This window comes from Spirosoma horti, from assembly GCF_054776595.1.
Genome location: NZ_BAAHBQ010000007.1, coordinates 452,124 through 475,828 on the forward strand (window position 1 = coordinate 452,124; position 23,705 = coordinate 475,828).

Annotated in this window: 19 protein-coding genes; 2 read left to right on the top strand and 17 right to left on the bottom strand. The window is 49.2% G+C overall.

From position 1 onward, the window contains the following. Positions 1-106: 106 nt before the first annotated feature. The 15 genes from ACYVAM_RS23390 to ACYVAM_RS23460 form a co-directional block, all read right to left on the bottom strand. Positions 107-1,387 (bottom strand): M16 family metallopeptidase, encoded by a 1,281-nt coding sequence (locus tag ACYVAM_RS23390; protein WP_461071577.1) that lies wholly within the window; start codon positions 1,385-1,387, stop codon positions 107-109. A gap of 93 nt (positions 1,388-1,480) precedes the next feature. Then, entirely contained in the window at positions 1,481-2,683 is a 1,203-nt protein-coding gene (gene porV, locus ACYVAM_RS23395) for a type IX secretion system outer membrane channel protein PorV (RefSeq protein WP_461071579.1), read from the bottom strand. A gap of 115 nt (positions 2,684-2,798) precedes the next feature. Continuing rightward, complete coding sequence (gene porU, locus ACYVAM_RS23400) at positions 2,799-6,161, bottom strand: type IX secretion system sortase PorU (protein WP_461071581.1); 3,363 nt, start codon at positions 6,159-6,161, stop codon at positions 2,799-2,801. Positions 6,162-6,242: 81 nt separating this feature from the next. Beyond that, complete coding sequence (locus ACYVAM_RS23405; RefSeq protein WP_461071583.1) at positions 6,243-6,863, bottom strand: sprT domain-containing protein; 621 nt, start codon at positions 6,861-6,863, stop codon at positions 6,243-6,245. A gap of 62 nt (positions 6,864-6,925) precedes the next feature. After that, on the bottom strand, positions 6,926-7,126 hold the full coding sequence (locus tag ACYVAM_RS23410; RefSeq protein WP_461071585.1) for a hypothetical protein: 201 nt from the start codon (positions 7,124-7,126) through the stop codon (positions 6,926-6,928). Positions 7,127-7,271: 145 nt separating this feature from the next. Beyond that, positions 7,272-7,781 (bottom strand): GtrA family protein, encoded by a 510-nt coding sequence (locus ACYVAM_RS23415; protein WP_461071587.1) that lies wholly within the window; start codon positions 7,779-7,781, stop codon positions 7,272-7,274. A 110-nt stretch (positions 7,782-7,891) separates the two neighbouring features. Beyond that, positions 7,892-9,298, bottom strand: coding sequence for an NADH-quinone oxidoreductase subunit N (locus ACYVAM_RS23420; protein ID WP_461071589.1), 1,407 nt, complete (start codon positions 9,296-9,298; stop codon positions 7,892-7,894). 94 nt (positions 9,299-9,392) lie between these two features. Next, positions 9,393-10,871 carry a complex I subunit 4 family protein gene (locus tag ACYVAM_RS23425; RefSeq protein WP_461071591.1) on the bottom strand — a complete coding sequence of 493 codons (1,479 nt, stop codon included), beginning with the start codon at positions 10,869-10,871 and terminating at the stop codon, positions 9,393-9,395. A 74-nt stretch (positions 10,872-10,945) separates the two neighbouring features. Then, a complete protein-coding gene (nuoL, locus tag ACYVAM_RS23430) occupies positions 10,946-12,856 on the bottom strand; it encodes an NADH-quinone oxidoreductase subunit L (protein WP_461071593.1) in 1,911 nt (636 codons plus the stop codon). 128 nt (positions 12,857-12,984) lie between these two features. Continuing rightward, the gene (gene nuoK, locus ACYVAM_RS23435; protein ID WP_046577146.1) at positions 12,985-13,329 is read right to left on the bottom strand and encodes an NADH-quinone oxidoreductase subunit NuoK; all 345 of its coding nucleotides are present in this window, start codon (positions 13,327-13,329) and stop codon (positions 12,985-12,987) included. Positions 13,330-13,481: 152 nt separating this feature from the next. After that, positions 13,482-14,297, bottom strand: coding sequence for an exonuclease domain-containing protein (locus tag ACYVAM_RS23440; RefSeq protein WP_461071595.1), 816 nt, complete (start codon positions 14,295-14,297; stop codon positions 13,482-13,484). A gap of 90 nt (positions 14,298-14,387) precedes the next feature. Beyond that, entirely contained in the window at positions 14,388-15,968 is a 1,581-nt protein-coding gene (locus tag ACYVAM_RS23445) for an FAD-dependent oxidoreductase (protein ID WP_461071597.1), read from the bottom strand. Positions 15,969-16,099: 131 nt separating this feature from the next. After that, positions 16,100-16,492 carry an ExbD/TolR family protein gene (locus ACYVAM_RS23450; protein WP_460941365.1) on the bottom strand — a complete coding sequence of 131 codons (393 nt, stop codon included), beginning with the start codon at positions 16,490-16,492 and terminating at the stop codon, positions 16,100-16,102. A 60-nt stretch (positions 16,493-16,552) separates the two neighbouring features. Beyond that, positions 16,553-17,263, bottom strand: a complete 711-nt coding sequence (locus ACYVAM_RS23455; RefSeq protein ID WP_460941366.1) for a MotA/TolQ/ExbB proton channel family protein — start codon at positions 17,261-17,263, stop codon at positions 16,553-16,555. 244 nt (positions 17,264-17,507) lie between these two features. Continuing rightward, positions 17,508-18,479 carry a zinc-dependent alcohol dehydrogenase family protein gene (locus ACYVAM_RS23460; RefSeq protein WP_461071599.1) on the bottom strand — a complete coding sequence of 324 codons (972 nt, stop codon included), beginning with the start codon at positions 18,477-18,479 and terminating at the stop codon, positions 17,508-17,510. 168 nt (positions 18,480-18,647) lie between these two features. Here ACYVAM_RS23460 and ACYVAM_RS23465 point away from each other — a divergent pair, with 168 nt between their 5' ends. Together ACYVAM_RS23465 and glpK are read left to right on the top strand one after the other, a co-directional pair. Continuing rightward, a complete protein-coding gene (locus ACYVAM_RS23465) occupies positions 18,648-19,373 on the top strand; it encodes an MIP/aquaporin family protein (RefSeq protein ID WP_461071601.1) in 726 nt (241 codons plus the stop codon). Between the two features lie 133 nt (positions 19,374-19,506). Next, positions 19,507-21,009, top strand: a complete 1,503-nt coding sequence (gene glpK / locus ACYVAM_RS23470) for a glycerol kinase GlpK (RefSeq protein WP_461071603.1) — start codon at positions 19,507-19,509, stop codon at positions 21,007-21,009. Between the two features lie 42 nt (positions 21,010-21,051). On the opposite strand, the gene ACYVAM_RS23475 is transcribed toward glpK, so the two are convergent. Both ACYVAM_RS23475 and ACYVAM_RS23480 read right to left on the bottom strand, forming a co-directional pair. Then, positions 21,052-22,161 carry a mechanosensitive ion channel family protein gene (locus ACYVAM_RS23475; RefSeq protein WP_461071605.1) on the bottom strand — a complete coding sequence of 370 codons (1,110 nt, stop codon included), beginning with the start codon at positions 22,159-22,161 and terminating at the stop codon, positions 21,052-21,054. A gap of 85 nt (positions 22,162-22,246) precedes the next feature. Next, positions 22,247-23,701 (bottom strand): DUF1501 domain-containing protein, encoded by a 1,455-nt coding sequence (locus tag ACYVAM_RS23480; protein ID WP_461071607.1) that lies wholly within the window; start codon positions 23,699-23,701, stop codon positions 22,247-22,249. Between the last annotated feature and the right edge of the window lie 4 nt (positions 23,702-23,705).

A 23,705-nucleotide genomic window follows, 5' to 3' on the forward strand; every position in this document is an offset into this window, starting at 1 on the left:
GGAATGTGGGATCAAAATTAAGATATTGTTACTAGACGGTCAACCTTTTTAACCTACAAAACAACTGTACTAGTAAATAAATTTCAGAAAATTAGTTTATAAAACTCTATTTTCCACCGACAACCACCTCGCGCAGGCTATCAGACGCTAAGTAGCAGGTAGCCATTTCCATAATATCCGTCGGCGATACGGCCCGCACTTTTTGAATATAGGTTGTTAAAAAATCGGCGGGCATATCGTCCAGCAAGATCACCTTGTAGCGATCCGCAATTTCGAAGGGTGTGTTCAGCGAACCGACAAACTCGCCAGCCATGTAGTTCTGAACAGTTTCTAATTCATCGGGCAGGACGGGCTCCGTTTGCAGGAGATGAATCTCCTTTCGGATCTCGTCCAGTGTTTGCTGCGTATTTTCTTTATTAACATCGGTACCAATCAAAAAGTAACCATCCCGTCGGAACGAGGGCATATTCGACGAGATACCATAGGTAAATCCCTTCTCCTCCCGAATATTTTTCATGAGCCTCGATCCAAAATAACCGCCCAAAATTTCATTGGTAACGAGCATTTTAAAGAAGTCCGGGTGAGACCGGGTAAATAGTCGGCGGCCAATTCGTATGGACGACTGAATACTGTCGGGTTTTTCGGCCAGTACAGTCAACTGATTATCGGCCTGTATGGGTCCAACAACGGATTCCAGTGTATCCGTTCGGATAGTCAACTGCCCTAATTCACGGTTAATAGCGACAACCTCGTTTTCCGTCGCCTGTCCGGCCAGCACGATCTGAAACGGACGATGACGAACAACCCGTTCAAAAAAGTCGACAACACCTTGTCGGGTAAGTTTTTCAACAGCCTCCGGCCGCTGACTACGCCCGTATGGATGATCAGCCCCAAAGAGCGTTTCCCGAAAAAGCACCCCCGCGAGGTAGGCGTTTTTCTCGTAGTTGACGCGCAGGTTCTGAAGCGTAATGTTACGCAGGTCGTCCAGCTCTTTCTGTGGAAAAGCTGGTTCAGTCAGCATCTCGCGCAGCAGCGGCAGTAAATCCGGCAGAAACTTTGTCAGGCAGTAAATCACCACGCTGGCCCGATCGGGACCCGAGTTCAGCTCCAGAAACGCGCCATACCGGTCAATGTATTCATTGATTTGCGCTGACGAGCGCGAAGGCGTTCCCTCCGACAGCATCTTCATCGTAAAAAAAGCACTTCCTGGCATCTGTTCATACCAGGTTCCGGCATTAAACACACACTCCAGACGCAAAACCGGCTGGTGGGCAACAGAGATAAGATGCAAAGGAATGCCGTTGTCCAGCTGGTGCGACTGAACGGCAGGTAATTGTATTTGCTGAATGGCCTGAAAAGCAGGCGGTTGTGTTCTATCGAGAGTCATAAGTCGAAAAGAGCGAAAGGAAGAAAGAGCAAACGAGTGAATTCAACCGTAAGGTTTTCACTCGTTCACTCTTTCTTCCTTTCGCTCTTTTAGTTAGTTAGAGTCGTCAGAATAAGCTTCATCATCGCCACCAATGCGGCTACCTTTGTTGAGGCTCAGCAGTAACGAAATCCGGAACGTTTCAGACAATGGGCTACCTTGTTTCACAGGAAGCAGATAAGAGAAGTCTACACCAAAACGCTGCTGTAGTTTCAAGCCGATGCCGGTTGTTATGTATTTACGGCCACCTTTTGCATTCGACTCGTTAAAATAACCTACCCGTGCGGCAAATTGGTCGTTGTACCAATATTCAACACCGGTCGAGAGTGTAACTTCTTTCAGCTCTTCGCTAAAACCACCGGGCGCATCGGCGAACGAACCAAATACCGAACTAAAGTAATTTTTATTCGCATTTACGTTGGTTATTACGCCATTGACCGTTTGGAAATTAGGCGTTGGCACCATCAATTTATTTGCATCCAGTACAAAGTTGAATTTGTTGTACTGATCGGCGAAGATGGTGAGTCGGGTTCCTAAACGCAGATTAGTTGGAATAAAGTAGCTTTGGGTGCCGCCGTAATTGATACGGCCACCCAGGTTAGAGATCATCCCACCAAAAGCCCAGCCAATTCCTTTACCGGTTGCGTTATCGCGCGCTTCATTCTGATAATAGGCACTAATATCGGCTGCGGCCGTTGACCCTGGTTTCAGCGCTGGATTGCTGCTACCTGCTGCCAGGTTAGAGCTAAGGTATTTAAGATCGACAGCAAGCGAGAAATTTTCTGAAAGGCGCTGGGCAAAGCTAGCCGTGACGGCGTACTCGCGCGAATTGAATGTACCCGCTGCGACACCTGTTGCCGTTGTAAAATCGACAGTTCCCAAGTCAAAATACATTAACGAGCCACCTATTGCCGAGTTTTTACCCACTTTTGAGTAGCCACTCAGATAGGTATAATACATATCGCCAATTAAGTTGCGTAGCCAGGGCGTATAAGAAAGCGAAGCTCCTTTGTCCTGTTTAGCAAAAACCAACTTCGACGGATTCCAGAACATAGCATTGGCATCTACATCACCAAGGGCTACACCAGCATCACCCAGCGCACCAGAACGGGCATCCGGAGTGAAATTAAGAAAGGGCACCGATGAGGTTGGAATATTTAGCTGGCCGTTAAGATTCGTTATTTGAGATTGAGCAGAGACGACGAACGGGAAAAAACTACATGCGCCGAGAAGAACACGGAAAAAATTGCGCTTCATAAAAAGTGAGTTGGTCAACGACAGCAACCGATGATGGTGAGAATGGCAGTACTGTGTGGTCAAAATTACGATGAAAGGTTGAATTAGAAAAAGAGATAACTTTAAGTCTGTGAATTCATTTGGTTAGTATTAATCGACTGGTTGTATTGGCAACGGTGCCATCAACCACCGAACGAACTTGGCAATGAATAATATACAGGCCATTGGCCAGGGGCGCCCCCGCATTGGTTAAACCGTTCCAAGTGCCAACAACCAGATTAGCGTCGCAATCTGTACACTGCCCTGCTTGCTGATACAACAATCGGCCCGTCAAATCATAAATACTCGATGTCCAGTCAAGTGGTTCGCCCGAGCGATTCAGTTCGGCAATCAACGTGGTTTGGGTACTAACCGGATTAGGACTGGCTCGCAATATAGTCACTTTCAATCCCGGACGTGCCGAAACTACTATGGTCAACGTGCCCTCTGCCGAATTATTGTTAATATCCCAGGCTTTGACCCGAATCGTGTAGGTTCCCGGTGCGATGTCCCGGAACGTGTACAACACCTCGCCCTGGCGCCCGTCGATACCAGTAGCTACATAACTTTCGTTTAGCACCACCACCGGTTGAGCATTCAGCTGAGCCGTAAGTTCATGCCCCAGACCAGAACGGGCTATATTGATGCCCCGGTTATCGGTCAGGCTAATTCGCAAAGTTATATCTGGTCCGGCTACCCGAACCAGTTCATCGTCAAGTACGCCCCCAACTACCGATATCTTTACGGTAGGCGGCTGACTATCAATAGTATCGACAAGAACGCTGCCACCAATACGCAGGCTATCATAACTACCAGCCGCATCGAGTACGCTGTCGGCCTGCACGGCATATAGGTACAGCTTTCCTAAACCAACGGTGTAATTAATGTCTTTGGGCATAGTGAAACGTATCGTGAATTGCCCTTGCTGAACGGCCACCTGCCCCGTAAATATTGGATCCGAAAACGTCTGGTAAGTCATCTTAGGACTCCCCGCTTCGGAGCCTAAGGTTGTTTTCGTTGTTTTTTTGTCGTAGAGCGTCAATCGGAGGAGGCCGGAGAAAGTGGCCAGCCGTTTCTCCAGTTGCTGAATTTCGCCCGACAGTTCAACAGTTTGTAGGGCCCGCAGGGTGTCCAGACGGGTAGCTGTAATGGCTTTACCATTCACTCGGGTGAGTACAGCCTTGGCCTGTGGATAGGCCAGCCGCATGGACGGGTCACCTAAAAGGGCAAAATTGCGGTTCACAGGTCCACTCAGACTATTATTTTTTGTGCTCTGCATGATTTCACCCAGGCGGGGCATCTGGCCATTGACAGGTTTAAAAGCAGCGTCGTAGAAAGCCTGGTTGAGTAATAAATTCGTATTGGCATATACGGGCCGAGTAGTCGTTAACAGACCAACAGCACCGCCTGTTCGGCTCAGTAACGCTAGCTCAGCCCCTGAATTGGCGGAGGGGTCGTCATAACGCCCGAACTGGCAGGTGGCGGTAACGAAAAGCGGCAATCGCCGATTTTTCCAGGACAGAATATCTTTAAGTGTTACAACCTGCTCGTCGGCGAGCACCAAATTGCCACCATGACCACTGTAATTGATGATAAGTTGTCCATCTTCGATAGACTGATCAATTAGCTGATTCACAAGCGGAGCTTTCTGACCATCGCTTGTGTTTTCCTGCGGATAATCGTCCAGGAAAACGCGTTGGGGACGATAAGCAGGGGAGTTTTTTTCTACGCTGGTGGCCAGTTGGTTCGCATGTTGCTGATGAATATTGTAATCCCCATCGTCCGCAACTAACAGTATGCGGGTTTGCCAGTCACCCGCCATAGTTGGGTCAGAACTGTACCGGATTAGTTTGTCGACCACCGTACTAGCCTCATCGACTGACTTTACCGGTAGTCGGCCAACGCCGATATCTATTTTATAGTCGCCTTTTGTGGTTTCAGACCATTCGCCTTCATCGGCCCCCATGAACCCGAAGTAATCATCCGACGAGTAACTCAAAACTGGATGTAATGACTCCCGGCTTTCATAAACCGGCACCATGTTCGCCAGTTGCGTTGAGCTAATTAATCCGTTTATGTTGCGATAATTGAACGTAGCATCACCGAAAAGTAGCAGATACCGAAATTTTGCAGGTTGTTTCTGATAAAAATACCTCGCCATATCCCGGATGGCGGTTGGGTCGGGCTGGCCTGACCCAAATTCATTGAAGACCTCCTGCGTTGTCACGATCAGCACCGAAAGCTGGTCGTGTTCACGCCGAAACTTCGCTAATCGTTCGGCCTGCTCACGCCAGGCGGCCGGTGTCACAATAAGCAAATCTGGTGCAGCCTGGGCACGAATATCCTGGTTCGACACCGTTGCCAGTGATACGGGTAATAAAAACTGAGCTTCGGTCCACAGAAAATAATCACTGATTCGATTGGTTAACCAACCTGCACCCTGTGTACCTGATAGCGTATATAGCTGATTCGTAGGAACAAGGGGATTCGTTACATCCCAAACTCGTAAACTGGACGTGGCCTGCCGAACAGCCACTTGCCCAACGGATAACCGACGGACCCACATGGCATTGTCATATTGCCGAAGTTCACGCTGGGCCTGCAATGCCAGAAAGTTGAGATACCCCTGCGCCGATGATTGCCCGTTTCGTTGAAATGTAAGTGCCAGTTTAACAGGGTTAGTAGCTGCCGTTACTTTAGTCAGAAATGTATCTGTACGAGAAACAGCCTGATAATCATATTCATAACCTGTTATCACCGACATTGGCATTACACCAGCGACTTGCTCATTTACCTGCAATTGGAATTGAGTCGGTGAGGGAGCTCCGGCCACAGCCGAAGCCGTTACGCGCAGCGGTACAGTTGTCAGTATACCAGCCATATTGAATGAAACGGTCTGCGTCGTATCACTATTCATGTACTCCCCTAACCATTCCCGACCTGAACGAACAGACGGAACTTTCAACAAGTCCTGTTCATGAAACTGATAATCATTGAAGGTTGTGACTGTGGGTGTGGCGGCAAGGGTTCCCGCCGGTTTATCCACGATGCGCAAACCGGGAGAATCGCCAACAGTCAGGAAGTAAAAAGTCGTATCTGAATAGACATTAAGCTGATGTGTGAAACAACGGGCCGTGGAGTCATATCGAATGATGTGCGGACTTTGGCCAAAGAACAGGAGCCCATCGTTCGCATCGAAGCGGCCGTCGGCTTCACCCACGACCTGAATGGCATTCTCGGTTAAGTCGGTGAAACGTGGCTGAGCATTGGGTTGCGGAAGCATGGCCCCTCCGTTGCCGTATAAGTGTAACCGTCTGGGGTCAGCCGTAGCAAAAGCCGGATTGAGCTGAATAAGTTGCGATTGACTGAGCCGGTAAATACCGGACTGGGTCACGCCGATTTTTACCCACAGACCGGTACGCAAAACAGATTGCGCACTCAGGGGATGAGTGAAAATCAAAAAATGGAGAATGAAGAATAGATAGAACAGCCAATATCGCCTTATCGGCCTTTCGTCCATTTTTGGGCTAGTTTTCATTTGTCATTCTTCATTTTTCACTGGGGCTACCCACGCATGAGCCAGAATGGCATATGATCTACCCGTAGATACTTCTTTACAAACGACACGGGTCCGGCGAAGCGTACCTCTAACGAACGTCTTTTTTGCCAACTGAAAGGCCTGTCCTTCAAGCACATTACTCAGAAGTATTTTTTTTTCGCCACTTGTGTCCGGAACGCTGGCATCTTCCTGGCGTAAAGCTATCATTAAAGCTGGATTGGCATAGGTTGTAGCGGCCGGCTTAGTCATGTATTGCTGAAGTGGCCGTAGAATAGCTGGCGGAAAAACGGCTTCTGTCAGTAGCGGTTGCATAAGTCGCTGAAACGCCGTTTGCCAGGCTTTACCGTGTGGCTGAACACGCTTTTTATACCGAAGATTAACATCGGCATGAGCCACTTCATGAACGTACGTAATCAGAAAAGCGTATGGATTGAGGTTGGCATTGACCGTAATCTGAAGTTGGTGATCAGGCAATACTCTAAAATCGCCGAGCCGGGTCTGCCGCGGTTTAACAACCCGAAAGCGAAATTTATACTCTTGCCAGAGTGCCTGACAGTAGGCAGCAGCGGTTGGAGGAAAGTAAAGGGTGAATGGATCTGCCAAGGGATTAAAAACAAAAAAGCCTTATAAAAATAAGGCTTTTTTTAAATTTTGACGAGAAGAACTTATTTCTTCGTGGTGTCAGCAGCCATCGTTGAAGCAGAATCCGTCGACATGGTCGAAGCAGAATCCGTAGCCATCGTGGTGGTGTCAGTTGACATGACAGCCGTCGAATCAGTTGTCGTTTCTTCTGTTTTAGGTTTGCTCTGGCAAGCTGCGAATGTTAGCATGCTGCCAACGAACAATAAAGAGAATACTTTTTTCATTCTTCAGTGATTTTTTAGGTTTCCAGTCACAAATATAGTTTTTTCCTGGTAAATCCAAAATCACTGTTCACTAATACTCTATAAACAGCAACTATCACTAGAATAATACTATTGCCAATTGGCTTAATTGAAGAAACTGTTTTTGTCAATATTGCTTTTCTTCCTGTTTGGGTGCCCGGAAGCGAATTTTGTCATACATACCTGTACTACGAAACGTCAGTAGCTTGTGGCCAAAGTAATTAGCCAGAAAGCTAAATCCCATGCCCACCACGTGAGACCCTTTCTCCCGCCAGAACGTAGTTGCATTCGGAAAGTAAGGATTAGCCACCCATTCGAGTGTGGCTACGGCGACACCCACCTGAACGCCCCAGGCCACTAGAGCGATGATGCCAAACTTGATCATCTCTCGTCCTGTATTACCCGTTTGTTTAGCCGAAAACGCGAAAAGTTTTGTCGGTACGAAGCTAACGACAGTAGCCGTCAGGTAGCCAAGAAAAACACTGGTGGAGTAATCGAAGGATTTACGATAGAGAATCTGGCTGAAAAAATTAACAGATGCGCCAAGCAGAGCCGTCAGAAAAAACGAGAAAAAACTTTTGTAGTTTTTATATTTCGGCTGGTCGATACTGCTCACGTTCACTGCTTTACTGGACAAATAGTCGAATTTGTTTGCCTTTAGACTGACTAACTACTCAAAATTACAAACTCAGGAACAAACAATAAGTTATTTTTTAGCCTGTGGCCAGTCTATTAGTGACATATTGGCTAGAAAAGCCCCTGTAAAAGGCCCGGTGCAATGCCTAATCCTATTGTCAGAATGCTGGCAGCCAGTAACACGTATCGATAAAAAGGAGCTATTCGAATGGGTTCGGTCGCCCCGTCCCGGAAATACATCGCAATGATCACCCGGAAATAATAGTAAATACCAACTGCCGACATAAGTACAGCAATCACCAGCAGCCAGATCTGTCCCCGTTCAACAGCTGTCGAAAACAGGTAGAATTTCCCCCAAAAGCCTGCCGTTAATGGAATACCTGCCAACGACAGCATTGAGACGGTCATAGCAAATCCTAGGAATGGGTTTTGCTTGGCAAGCCCATTAAACGAGTCAAAGTTTTCACGCATCACCCCTTCCCCCGTAATCGTTTGCGTACTGCGTTGCTGAGCGATCAACAATAAGATACCAAAGGCAGAAATTGTGGCGACCGAGTAAGCAAGCGAATAAAAGACGATAGCCTGTTTGGTGAGGGCGCCCAGAGCCGCTAATCCGATCAGTAAATAACCGGCATGTGAGATGCTGGAATAAGACATCATCCGTTTAAAGCTATTCTGATAAACCGCCGTAACATTACCAATCACGAGGGTGATCGCCGTAATTACCGCCAGAATAATCCACCAGAAACTGTACACGCCAACAAACGAAACAGACAATAGACGAAATAACGCAGCAAAGCCCGCCGTCTTCACCACTGTAGACATGTAGGCAGTGAAAATCGTTGGGGCGCCATCATAAACGTCTGGCGTCCAGAAATGGAAGGGAGCAGCCGATACTTTAAAAAGCAAGCCGATGAGCAACATCAGCAACCCCACATATAGTAACAACGAAAGGCCAACCTGCGGATGAGCCGCATAAGCGCCAATACCGGCAATGGTAAATGAGCCGGTGGCGCCATACAAAAGGGCCATCCCAAATAGCATGATCCCCGTGGTAAAAGACCCCATCAAAAAATACTTCAGGGCGGCCTCATTCGAACGCAGATTACGCTTGTCGCTGCCCGTTAGCACATACATGGCAACCGATAAAATTTCGACGCCAACGAATAACATCGTCAGGTTTTCGAAGCTGACCATCATGACAGCGCCAACCAGCGAAAACAAAATAATGGCGTAATATTCGGCGGGCTGCGATTCTTCACCTTCAATCAAACTACCCGACAAAGCGACAACCAGAAAGGCAGATACTAACACAATAGCCGTGAACACCATGGCCAGGTTATTAGTCCGCAACATATCGTTAAAATACAAATAGGTCTTGTTCCAGTCGAGGAAGTTGACGGCTAATGTGATGAGTAAAAATAAGAGAGTGGCAGGCAACAGAACGGCTCTCGACTTCATGAAGCCAAGAAACAGCATTACTATGCCAAAAACCGATAACAGAACAATTGGAAACATAGGTTTACAGTTTACGCGGTCACCCGCCGGGCTTTCAGTTTCTAGACTATGGGCCGATAGTATGCCTCCCGTAATCTATGGACTGGAAACGTTCTTATTTCATGGACACTGACGTTGTACCGATGTATTTCATCAGGTTAGCCACGGCAGGTTCGGTTACGTTAAGGAATGTATGTGGGTAAACGCCGATCCAGAAAACCATCACAACCAGGGGGATAAACACCCAGCTTTCTGAAGTGGTCAGATCAGCAAACGATTCTGTACGAGCCGATGTGGGACCAAACATGCTTTTCTGGAACATGCGGAGCATATATACCGCACCAAAAATGATGGTAAATCCAGCCGCCAAACCCAGGTAATGATTATAGGTGAAGACGCCGTGCAACAGCAAAAATTCACCAATGAATCCGTTCGTAAGGGGTAAAGCCACGCTCCCTAACAGCATAATCAGGAAGTACACGGTCAACTTGGGCGTCGACTGCGTAATGCCACCAAGCTGGTCGAGCTGCCGGGTGCTGGTCCGGGAAAAGATAATATCGGCAACAAAGAATAAGCCAACCACATTGATACCGTGGGCCAGCATTTGTACCAGCGCCCCCTGCATTCCGGTTTCGGTTTGAGAAAACACACCGGCCGCCATCAGGCCAACGTGTGAAAACGACGAATAAGCAATTAATCGCTTCATATCGCGCTGGCGAATGGCAATGATCGCGCCATAAACGATCCCAATAACGGCTAGAACAATGGCCGTTTTGCCCCAGGTCTCAACGCCAAGCGGAACAATGGGCAGGATAAACCGAATGAGACCATAAACGCCCATTTTGAGCATAATACCCGCTAGAAGCATCGTGGCAGGCGTCGGCGATTCAACGTAGGTATCAGGCTGCCAGGTATGAAAAGGAAACACGGGCATTTTGATAGCGAAAGCAATAAAGAACGCCCAGAAAAGCCAGTTTTGTGCCTGCGGTGTAAGTTGAAGTTTATAAAAATCAGCAATGGCCGACGAGTGAACCGATCCATTGACTGCCGGTGTCTGGTAGTACAGGTACACCAGCGCAATGAGCATAAACAAACTACCGAAGATGGTATAAACGAAAAACTTGAAGGTAACAGGAATCCGGTTTTCTCCGCCCCACATGGCCGCCAGAAAGTAAATCGGAATCAGGGCCGCTTCAAAGAAAAAGTAAAACAGAAACCCATCGCGAGCTGTGAAAACGCCCATCAAAGCCGCCTGCATAAACAGTATTAGCGCGTAGAACGTGGCGGGTTGTTTATACGTCCGGTTAAAGGTCGACAGGATAATGAACGGAACCAGCAGCCCAGTCAGTAACACCAGCAATACGCTAATGCCATCAATACCCGCGCTTAGCCGGATACCCAGCGACTCGATCCATGGATAGTCGAACCCAAGCTGAGACGTGGCATCGGGTTTAAAGATGAAAAAGGCATAGCCAGCCAGCGCAAATTCAATCAGTGCAGCGATCAACGCTACCTGTTTTATTCGCTCTCCCCCAATAAGGAAAATCAGGGTGGCCGCTACGGCAGGGTAAAGAATAAGAAATAGAGTAAGCATCTTGAACAAGTTTTCGGCATCCGGCTTTCGTTTACCGACTATTTAGCCGGAAAAACCCAAACCCGGGAACCGGCTTATAACCGAATAAAGAACCGTAGGGCAAAAATGGCAACAATACTTACGACCATGGCCAGCACATAAAAACCAATTGAGCCGCTTTGCAGCAATCGCAACTGCGCTGAAGTTTTCTGAACGAGCCAGCCAATACCGGTCACGATACCATCGATAAGGCCTTCACCGAAACTATACAACGTATCGCCCAGCCCACGAATAGGTCGAATAATGATCGTTTCGTACAATTCGTCTACGTAATACTTGTTGTATATCACTTGCTCGGGCAACGAACGTTCGGTGGATTCAGGCGCAGGAACGGCCTGACGGCTGATGTACATCACATAAGCAATAACCAGCGCCAGCAAGGCCACTCCCGCCGAAACGGCCATCAGGATATATTCGGTGCTGTGCTCGACTGTCGATTCGGCAAACGCTTCAGGATTCACCAGTCTTGACCCTTCAAAAATGGGCGACATAAAATGACTGAGCCAGCCATTACCCGGCAGATTGAGCCCCCCACCAATTGCCGACAGCACAGCTAGTACCATCAGCGGCAATGTCATTGAAATGGGCGACTCGTGTAAATGATGCCGTTGCTCCTCGGTTCCGCGAAATTCACCAAAGAAAGTCAGGAATAGCAGACGGAACATGTAGAAGGATGTAAGACCAGAGCCCAGAACGCCCAGCGCCCACAGCAGTTTGTTGTGTTCGAACACATGCGCCAGAATTTCATCTTTGGAGAAGAAACCGGCAAAGGGTGGTAAGCCCGAAATGGCAATTGTCCCAATCAGGAAGGTAACGAACGTAATGGGCAATGCCTTCCGTAAGCCACCCATTTTTCGAATGTCCTGCTCGTCGGACATGGCGTGGATCACACTACCGGCACCCAGGAACAGCAGGGCTTTGAAGAAGGCATGGGTGATAACATGAAACATACCCGCCGTGTAGGCCGTTGCACTCAAACCCAGGAACATGTAGCCCAATTGCGAAACCGTCGAATAGGCCAGCACTTTTTTGATGTCGTTTTGCAATAGGCCGATAGAAGCCGCCAGCAAAGCTGTCGCAATGGCAATACCGCCAATTATTTCAAGCGTTAACGGGGAAAGCGTGTAGAGTACGTTTGACCGAACAACCATGTAGATGCCCGCCGTTACCATGGTAGCCGCGTGGATCAGGGCCGACACAGGCGTTGGACCCGCCATAGCGTCGGGCAGCCAGGTGTAGAGCGGAATCTGCGCCGATTTACCCATGGCACCCACAAACAGGAGCAACGTAATAACCAGCACGGTGCTATCATTCATTTCTAAACTCGTAGCCTGTTTAAAAATGTCGATGTATTCGACTGTGCCGAACGTATTGATGAGCATGAATATACCCAACAGGAAGCCTAAATCACCAATGCGGTTCATGACGAAGGCTTTTCGAGCGGCATTGTTGTAACTGACATTTTTGTTCCAGAAGCCGATGAGCAGATACGAGCAAAGCCCTACACCTTCCCAGCCAATGAACATGATGACGTAGTTTGACCCCATCACCAGCAGCAGCATGAAGAATATAAACAGGTTAAGGAAGGCCATGAATTTGCCAAATCCTTCGTCATGGCTCATGTAGCCAATGCTGTACAGATGAATCAGTGAGCCAACGCCCGTTACCACGAGTAGCATCAGCAGGGATAGCTGATCGATCTGAAACGAGAAATTGATGTGTAAATCACCAACACTGATCCAGTCGAAAAGCGTCGCAACGATTGGTTGCGAATCGCCCGAAAACGAACTGAACAGATAGATCGACAGCAGGAAGGAAGCAAGTACAGTCGCTGTTGCGAGTACGCCCGCCAGACCCTTTGGTATCTGACGAAAGCCGAGGCCATTAATAAGAAAGCCAAGTAACGGAAAGAGCGGAATTAACGCACTGAGTACTTCTATTTTCATAAGGTCTGGTTATGGTTTTCGGTTTAAAGTTTACGGTTGCGCGATGCCTTCAGGAAGAACAAGTCCGCTGGGCAGCATGGCTACATCGCACACCTGTGTACAGAAAACCGTAAACTGTAAATCTGCTTTTACCATTTCAGTTTATTGAGCAATCCCACGTCGATCGAGCGGGTATTTCGGTAAATCATGACAATGATAGCCAGCCCAACCGATACTTCGGCGGCAGCAACGGCCATGATAAAAAAGACGAATACCTGCCCCGAAGAATCGGAACGATACGACGAAAACGCAATGAGTAATAAATTGACGGCATTGAGCATTAACTCAATGGACATGAAGATAATGATGGCATTGCGCCGGGTCAGTACCCCAATAATGCCGATAACGAAAAGCGCGGTACTGAGAATCAGGTAGTACGTAAGCGGTATTTGTTGAATGACTTCCGGAATGAGGACGTCCTGCGTGGGTTGCATGGCTTGCCGGTTAATACAAAGTTCCGCAAAGGTAAAGATTATTCGGAATTGGTGTAATGGTGTTTTCCGTCTCTGCGCGGGCTTATCGTAAAACTAAGGTAAAAACCGTGTCTTTTGTGACGTTTCTTGTCATCCTGTGCAAAAAATTCAGCTTAACGCTTGGTGTTGCTAAACATCCGTAGCCGGATTTCAGTCAGACGACGTTTGGTATCGAGCGGGAAATCGCCTTTTAGAATCCAATCGTAGAAAGAAGGTTCCTTTTTTAACACCTCAAGAACGGGAGCCCCTTTGTGTTTACCGAAATTAAAAACCTCCTCGCCTTTTTCGTTGATAATCATGCGGCCAGCCAGGTCGATGTTTTTATTGGCCGTCAGGCTGTGGAGCATATCGATGTCATTTTCAAACACAACATCAGCTCCGCTGTCGGCCTTGGCCACCATACCCATATACCGCTGCACCTGAGCATCGAGCACTTCGAGCGTGGCGATTGTGTCAGCTTCTGCACCATGGGCGCCAATCAACTCTTTATTGCAATAAAACCGGTAGGCTGCCGATAAATTCCGTGGCTCCATCAGGTGAAAAATACGCTGGGAGTCCACCATTCGTCGATTTTTCATATCGAAATCGACATTAGCCCGCAAAAATTCTTCAACCAGAAGTGGCACATCGAACCGGTTGCAGTTGAAACCAGCCAGGTCACAACCATCCAGAAACTGCGCCAACGTACGGGCTACTGCTTTGAACGGGGGTGCATCCTGAACATCGTCATCATAAATTCCGTGAATCAGACTCGACTCCAGCGGAATTGGCATGCCTGGATGAACACGCTGGTTTTTAACGATTACCTCGCCCCCCGGCAACGCTTTGATAATGCAAATGTCAATAATGCGATCCTTTGCGATATTGATGCCAGTTGTTTCGAGATCGAAAAAGGCCAGCGGCTTTCTGAGTACAAGTTGATGCGTCATAACCAAACCGGTTTTCCAGGGTTTGACCACAAAGGTAAACAGGTTTGGCTTTTCAGCAGGTATGCGATCACGGCTAAAAAGCCATGTTTTTTACAGCTTCTTTAATTCATCAACCCAGTTAATACCTTGTCGGGCTGCTTCGGCAGACGGCATCCGGTTTTCCTGCATCAGTTCGCGGATCGCAATAATGTCCTGATCGCGCTTTAGTCCGGCTGCGGCCATAATTTTCCCCTCTTGGCTGTATAAGGCCAGAAATGATTCATCGTTCTCCGGATCACCTTCAAAAATAATGTCGTCGAAGGCGGTAGCGTGACCGATGTAATTGATTCGTTTTCCCTGCTGATTGCTCCAGAAAAAAGGCACCATCTGATAAGGCTCCTCTTTCCCGGCCATGTTCAGACCAGCCACATGCCCCTGCTGACCCGCCACTTTCCAGTGTTCAATTCGTTGCGAACCGCTGGCCGTTGGGTAGTGAGCAATATCACCAGCGGCATACAGGTCGTCGGCTATTTTCAGGTACGCATCCGTTTTAACGCCCCCGTCTTTTTCAAGCGAAATACCTTTCAGGAAATTGGTATTGGGTTTCACACCCAGACCCAGCAAAACAACGTCAGCGGGAATCCGCTCTCCATTATCGAGACTAACAGCGGTTACTGTGTCCTCGCCTTCTAACTGGGCAACTTTCCGGCCTAAGTGAAACTGTATGCCTTCTTCTTCATGCCATTTCTGTATGACCCGGCCAATTTTTTCGCCCAGGATTTTCTCGAAAGGGGTATTTTCTATACCAATAACACTGACGTCACTGCCAAGTTTACGCAGGCTCATGGCACCCTCCAGCCCAATGAACGAACTGCCTATAATAACGATCCGTTTGCCTGATTGCCCGAGTTCCCGCAGTTTCTGACTGTCGTGTAGGCTCCGCAATGTATAAACGCCTTCCAGATCAGTGGCTAATCCGGGCAGCGAATTTGGCTTGCCGCCGGGGCAAATCAAGGCTTTATCGTAGGTCAGCGTTTCGCCCGATGCGAGTTCAATACGTTTGGTTGCGGGGTCGAGGCTGGTTACGTGCTGATTGGTCCGGATATCGATGCCGTAATCCGTGTAAAACTCCTCTGACCGGAGCGACATCCACTCATCCGGGGCTTTGCCCTGCAGGTAATCTTTTGAACAGTTGGGCCGATCGTAGGGAACTTCCCCACTTTGGGTCAGCATAATGATGTTACCCGTAAAGCTGCCTTCGCGCATTCCTTCCGCAGCAAAAGCACCCGCGCCCCCACTGCCAATGATCACGAACGTTTCTGAGTTGGCTTCGTCTGGCGCGGCCATTGGATTCTCCAGACTTTCTTTGTCTGTTGTCAGGCGCACAAAAACCTGCCCATTTTCAATGCGTACCTCGTGGGTGGGTAGTCCATTCAACGCCGGGGCTTCGAGCCGGTGGCCATCTCTGATATCGAAACAGGCATTGTGCCACGGACAGACAAGCCGGTGACCATTGAGTAATCCTTTCGCCAAAGGGCCGCCATAATGGGTGCATTTAGGATGCAGCGCGTGGAACTGCCCGTCTGCTCGGGCTAGCAGTACATCGGTATCACCCACGCGAACTTCTTTTAATTCGCCATCGGCCAGGTCATCGACATGGCAAACGGCTGCTTCGGTGTAGTCAGCTATCATGAATGGTTCAGTTTGCTTTATAAACTCGCCATTCAACGGATTTGATTTTAATCTTTTGTAAAACACGTAACAAAAAAGCCGACGCAGAAACTGCATCGGCTCAAAATCGTATTAATCAAAAAACCTTGGTTCTATTTCGAGGTGGCCATCACCATTTTGATATTGAGTTTCGCTCCTGTTTGCAGGACATCGACCAAGTCCTGTACGGTTAATGTTTTGTCGAAACGAACAACAACCGTCGGTTCGGCAATTCCGGCCATCATTGTTTTTAGTTCATTCTCCAGGTTAGCTGGATCGACCGGTTTTTTATCGATGTAGTATTTCTTGTCGGCATCAACGGATAGCGTTACCTGCTTTTTACTCAGTTGCTGCGTCGATGCGGCCTTGGGCAGCAGCAGCTTAATGACGTTTGGGTTAGCCACCGTCGATATGATCAGAAAGAACAACAACAGGAAAAACATGATGTCGTTCAACGAAGAAGTCGCTACTTCGGCAGCAAATTTATTTTTACGTCGGAGTTTCATAAGAGAGTTGACGTTTGTGGTTTATAGTCGATAACGACAAACTACGAACCATAAACTGGCTTACCGCATCCGGGCGGGTTCGGTTGTTGGTTTCTGAAGGACTTCAATAAATTCGAAGGCATTCACTTCCAGGGCAAGCGTAAACCGCTCGATCATCATGTTGAGCAGGTGATAGCCCGTATAGGCAATAACGCCGACAATCAGACCAGAACCCGACGTAATCATCTTTTCGTACAATCCACCAGCAATAATCCCAACGCTGATGTTATCAGAAAGCGATATATCGTAGAAAATGCGGATGATCCCGGAGATGGTTCCGATAAACCCTAACATGGGTGCAATACCGGCAATAACGCCCAGATACCCCATGTTACGCTCTAAACGAGAGAGTTCGATCTGACCAACGGTCTCAATCGTGCTTTCAATTTCACGGATGGGCGACCCGATCCGGCCAATGGCTTTTTCGAACACACGTCCCATGGCCGTACGCTGGTTTTTGGCAAACGATTCGGCCGATTTGATATTCCCCTGCGCTACCATATCCCGAATGTTGTCGATGAAATTAGCGTCGTACCGGCTTTGGGAACGGATTACGAAAAACCGTTCAAAAATCAGATAGAGCGCCGAAAACAGCAGGAATGCGATGGGAATCATGACCCAGCCGCCTTTGGCTACCAAATCAAATAATTGCAGCGTTTGGGGTTGAGCAGCCGTTGTGGCCGACAATGAGGTGGCCGTAGTGTCAATAGCCGGAACCTGAAGCAAGAGCATACGAACGAGTCGGGTAAGTGTATGAGGGTAAACCTGTAATCGTTATTGAAACAAACGCACCGGGGCGTATATTGTTGTCAAAGATACGCAAGCCACCTGAAATCGTGGTATAAAATTAGTCAGTGTAGCACTTTCGTTTCACCGGGTTAAAACCCGGCACAATGGGTGCATCGGATTATTTTGAACCGGGTCTTAACCCGGTGGTAATGAAAAAGAATAGTGTCGTATAGGTGCTCTTTATCTATCAGGGTTTCACTAGAATCTTCCCTCGACGGCCTGGCCGATCCGCATGTTCGACGGCTTCGGTGATTTTATCGAGCGAATAGGTGGCTTCTACCGGCAGTTGAATTTTACCTGATGCCAGCAGATTGATTACGTTCTGGGCTACGTCCATGCGCGTCTGGCTGTCTACCCGGCGCATCCAGTCCGTCAGCCAGAACCCCTTGACGGTCAACTCCCTGAAGATTAACAGGCCGGCATTCAGAACAGGATCCTGCAAGCTCATTAGCCCATAGATAAGCATTTTCCCACCTCGGGCCAGGCATTTAATTGACTCTGTAGCTACATGACCGCCCACGGCATCGAGTACACAGGCCACGCCAACGCCATCGGTAATTTGCTTGACGCGGGCGGCCAGGTTTTCGGTTTCGGTGTTGATCACTTCGGTCAGGCCAAGCGCTTTTAAGTCGTCATTCATCTCATCGCGTCGAACGGTGCCTATGGTTTTGATTCCCCGCATCGCACAAAGTTGTACGACCATTTTTCCAAAAGCGGAACCGACAGCCGTTACCATCAGCCAGCCGCCCTCGGGCACGCCCGAATCCTGCACCATGGCATAGGCCGTAAATGGATTGACGAATAGTTGTGCCGCCACCTCGTCTGAGATACTGTCCGGCACCGGAATCAGGCTCCGGTGATGTGCAATCGCATACTCCGACCAGGTGCCAATACTGGTAAAGCTAACTCGTATGCCAGTCTGCATCTGAACGCCCTCCCCTACTGCCTCCACAATACCCACGCCCTCAAAACCCGCCCCCGATGGCAACTGGGGTCTGATTCCGTAGAGATTCTGCACAAACATAATATCCGAAGGATTGATAGGCGCGGCTATAACCTTAACCCGAACCTCATTGGGACTTGGCTCAGGGATAGACAATTCCGTAAGTTTCAGAATATCGGTCGGTTTTCCAGTTTGATCGAACGTGATACTTTTCATAATGAAGCGTAAAAGAATAAGGGACAAAACAGGCTATTGAGCCCTTAGCGAACAAATGAATTTAAGCACCTGTTTGGAATAGGGTCAAAAATATGACTTAATTCGCACAAACTATTCCTAAATCCTGAATCAAGTCGGCAGCTACCTGGTAGCAACGAGTAATCTCTTATGCAAACGTCTCCCTTTCTCGGTGAATTGATTGGCACCATGGTCCTTATACTACTGGGCAACGGTGTAGTCGCCAACGTGGTGCTGAAACAAACAAAAGGTGAATCATCGGGCTGGATTGTCATTACAGCGGGCTGGGCATTTGCCGTAACCATGGGCGTTTTTGTGGCTAAAGCCTTTGGGAGCGTCGATGCCCATCTAAATCCAGCCGTTACCGTTGCCTTTGCCGTAGCGACAAACGACTTTAGCCACATGGTACCTTACATAACGGCGCAACTGATTGGTGCCTTTCTGGGGGCAACCCTGGTATGGCTACACTATCTTCCCCATTGGGCTGCCACCCCAGATCCGGCCGCCAAGCTAGCCTGTTTCGCGACAGGACCAGCCATTCGTAAACCAGGGTCAAACTTTTTGAGTGAATTGATGGCCACCCTTGTATTGATTCTTGGCCTAGCCGGTATTTCCTCCAAACACCTCGGCGAGCTGGCCATCGGCGTTGGCCCTTATCTGGTCGGTATTTTAGTCTGGAGCATTGGTCTGTCATTGGGTGGCACCACGGGCTACGCCATGAGTCCCGCCCGCGATTTTAGTCCCCGGCTGGCTCATGCCCTCTTACCCATTGCTGGCAAAGGGTCGTCGGACTGGAGCTATGCCTGGGTTCCCGTAGTTGGTTCACTGGCCGGGGCCACCATTGGCGGATTACTGATCCGCTGGTTTACGTTGTAGTAACAAGTAGATTAGTTACTAACAATAGAGGCACATAGCCCTATAAAATGTCAATCAGTAACCGGTTATAACTCAGTACTTTTTATGCCTGGTTACTTACCATTTCTTTTTCTCTTTGCATTTTCAATTTCCTATGCCCTCCTACATAGCCGCCATTGATCAGGGGACGACCAGTACCCGCTGTATTGTGTTTGACCGACAAGGTAAGATCGTCTCCCTGGCTCAGAAAGAGCACAAACAGCTGTATCCACAACCCGGCTGGGTGGAACACGACCCGGAGGAAATCTGGCGAAATACGCTCGAAGTGATCGCCCTGGCCCGTATCAAAGGAAAACTCTCCGTGCAGGATATTGTTGCTGTCGGCATTACTAACCAACGGGAAACAACCGTTGTCTGGAACCGCCGAACGGGTAAACCCTACTACAATGCCATCGTTTGGCAGGATATGCGCACCGCCGATCTGGTTACCCAATTTTCGGGGAATGGCCACGGACAGGATCGTTTTCGGGCGCAGACGGGCCTACCATTGGCTACCTATTTCAGCGGTTTGAAGCTCAAATGGCTATTGGATAATGTGCCAGGTTTGCGAGACGATGCCGAACGGGGTGAAGCGATCTTTGGTAACATGGATACGTTTGTCGTCTGGAACTTGACGGGCGGTCCAAATGGTGGTCTGCACTTGACGGACGTTACCAATGCCAGCCGCACGCAACTCATGAACCTCCAGACCCTGAATTGGGACGATAGCTTACTAAACGATTTCACCGTTCCCCGCGCGATGTTGCCGCAGATACGCCCCAGCAGCGAAGTGTATGGAACGGTATCATCCGAAGTGCTACCTGGCGTGCCGGTAGCGGGTATTCTAGGCGATCAGCAGGCAGCCCTTGTCGGGCAAACATGCTACGAGCCGGGCCAGGCCAAAAACACCTATGGCACAGGTTGTTTCCTACTAATGAACACCGGCACGGAAATGCGTACGTCCACCTGTGGCTTGTTGACAACGGTGGCTTATCAATTCCAGAACGAACCTGTTCATTACGCCCTGGAAGGCAGTGTGGCCATCACCGGTGCCTTGGTACAATGGTTACGCGATAATCTGGGCATCATCAAAAAGAGCACAGATATCGAAACGCTTGCCCGTTCGGTTGACGATAACGGCGGGGCTTATTTTGTACCGGCCTTTTCGGGGCTCTACGCTCCTCACTGGAAAGCCGACGCACGGGGCGTTATTGCGGGCTTGACGCGCTTCGTTACCAAAGGTCATTTAGCACGTGCCGTCCTGGAGGCAACTGCTTACCAGACAGTTGATGTAGTCCGGGCCATGGAGCAGGACGCGGGCGTATCGCTCAAATCCCTACGCGTCGATGGGGGCATGGTCGTTAATTCATTGCTGATGCAATTCCAGGCGGATGTCTTAAACGGCCCGGTGGTTTGCCCACGCATGACGGAAACAACCGCGCTTGGAGCTGCCTATGCTGCTGGCCTCGCGGTAGGGTACTGGCAGAACCTGGATGACCTCCGTCAAAACTGGGGCGTTGCTAAAACGTATGAGTCAACGATGGACGATGTCGAGCGAAAAAAACTCATGCGCGGCTGGCAGAAAGCCATCGAACGCTCCTTTGGCTGGGAGGAGTAAAGTAAATGGGTGGCCGTTTTAAGAAACGGCCACCCATTTACTTTACTCCTCTTTTAACTTTAATTCTTCAGCCAGCATCAGACGTGTTTGCGGCAGGCTCTGTGGGTATGCATCGCGGATGAACGCAATCAGTTGTTCGCGCATGTGGCAGCGCAAATCAAAAGCAGATGGCGCGTCGGGTGCTGATACCAGAACCCGGATGACGATGCAGGTAGGTTGTGTATCCGTTACCTGCACTGCAAACGTGTCGCCGGTCCAGAGGGGATCATTTTCGGCTAATTCCCGGGCCTTCTCCCGGATTTTATCAACGGGAATAGTATAATCCAGGTACAGGAAAATTGCCCCAACAATAGTCGCGTCGGAGCGGGTCCAGTTCTCAAAGGGTGTTTCAACGAAATATGTAATGGGTAATATGAGCCGACGGCGATCCCAGATGCGGACAATGACACTGGTGAGGTTAATCTCCTCAATTCGCCCCCATTCTTTTTCAACCACTACCGCATCGCCTAACCGAATTTGCTGATTGAAGGCAATTTGGATACCCGCCATCAGATTGGCCAGCGTTTTCTGAGCAGCAAACCCGATCAATACCGAAACAACACCGGCCGAAGTCAATACACTGAGACCCACTTTTCGACTTCCCTGAAAGGAGATCAACAGCAATGAGGCACTGATAATTACAATACCAGCGGCCAGCACCCGACGAAAAAAGCGAACCTGCGTAACGAATTTACGATGCGACAGATTAACATCCTGCACCGTATCGTACTGACGAATGAGCAGCAGTTCACCCACCTTTAGCAGTTGAATGACCAGCCATGTGCTCGAAATAAGGAAGAGAACTTCGGCTGTTTTGTCAGCTACGGGGTGTCGGCGTATAAACCGCGCCGATTGGACATTGGTAGCCAATAAGAAAAACAGGGAGGGGACAAAAATCCAAAATGCCCAGCGCACATAAACTTTAAGGTAGCCGAGCGTTTGAAACGGCCGACGCCGGACAATAAACCGAACAATCTGGGTAATAACCAGATCAACAAGCAGGCCTAGTAATACCGCAATGGTGAGCAGTACCCAGCCCGACAAATCGCGGTTAGGTACATAGCCACACCAGCGGACTATGGCTCGTATCCAGGTATCAAATTGTTGTAGCATAGAGATTATAGGCAAAAGTAAGGCCTATAAGGTTGAAAAACCTCATAGGCCTTACTTTTGCCCAATCCACAAAGCGACTTCGCGTCTAAGCTAACAGTGGCTTTACAACCTTGCCATGTACGTCCGTCAACCTGTACCGACGCCCCTGACTCTTAAAGGTCAGCTTCTCGTGATCGATCCCGAGGAGGTGTAAAATCGTTGCCTGAAAATCGTGAACATGAACCGGATCACGGACGACATTATAGCCAAAATCATCCGTTTCGCCATACACCATGCCTTTTTTAACCCCGGCCCCGGCCATCCAAACCGAGAAGGCACGCGGGTGGTGATCGCGCCCGTAATTATCGCGGGTAAGTTTTCCCTGGGAGTAGGCGCCCCGGCCAAACTCACCGCCCCAGATTACGAGTGTGTCGTCAAGCAGACCGCGCTGTTTGAGATCCATGATCAGGGCCGCCGAGGGTTGATCGACGCTTTTGGCCTGCGTCTTAATATCGTTGGGCAAATTTCCGTGTTGATCCCATCCCTGATGGTATAGCTGGACAAATTTCACGTCTTTTTCGACCAGCTTACGAGCCAGGAGGCAGTTGGCGGCAAACGTTCCGGGCTTCCGGCTATCGGGGCCGTACATATCGAAAATATAATCCGGCTCTTTCGAAATATCGAGCGTTTCGGGTACGGAAGTCTGCATCCGGTACGCCATTTCATACTGAGCCATCCGATTGTTTATTTCGGGGTCCAGCACGTGCTTGTACTGCTCCTGGTGCAGTTTGGTCAGGTAATCGAGCATTCGCCGACGGCTGGTTTTATCGACGCCGGGTGGATTGTTGAGGTAATAAACGGGATCTGGCCCCGACCGAAACACTACACCCTGATGCACCGATGGCAAAAAACCATTACTCCAGAGTTTGGCATACAACGGCTGATCGCCATCGCGTCCTTTGGAAAGGAGTACGACAAAAGCCGGTAGATTCTGATTATCGGAACCTAGGCCGTAGCTGATCCACGAGCCAAAGCTGGGTCGTCCGGCCTGTTGGCTTCCTGTTTGGAAGAAGGTGACGGCTGGATCATGATTGATGGCCTCAGTATGCAGGGAGCGCACAAACGTTAGGTCACCAGCAATGCGGGCTGTATGCGGCAACAATTCACTAAGCCACATCTGGCCAGGTCCATACTGCGCAAATTTATATTTCGACGCGGCCAGCGGAAAACGGCTCTGTCCCGCACTCATGCCCGTCAGGCGTTGACCATTGCGTACGGAAGCGGGTAAATCCTGCCCCCACATGGTTTCGAGTTTGGGCTTGTAATCGAACAACTCCAGCTGCGAAGGCGCTCCACTTTGAAATAGGTAAATAACCCGCTTCACTTTCGGAGGGAAGTGCGGCTTACCCACGGCGGGGTTCTCTCCGGGCGCGGACGAACCACCAAACAGCTTTGTTGGATTGAGCAGCGAGGCTAACGCAATAGCGCCCAGCCCCGCACTGGATTGCCCCAGAAACGTCCGGCGGCTGAATTGGTCATGTATTTCATCCTGAATATCCATTGTC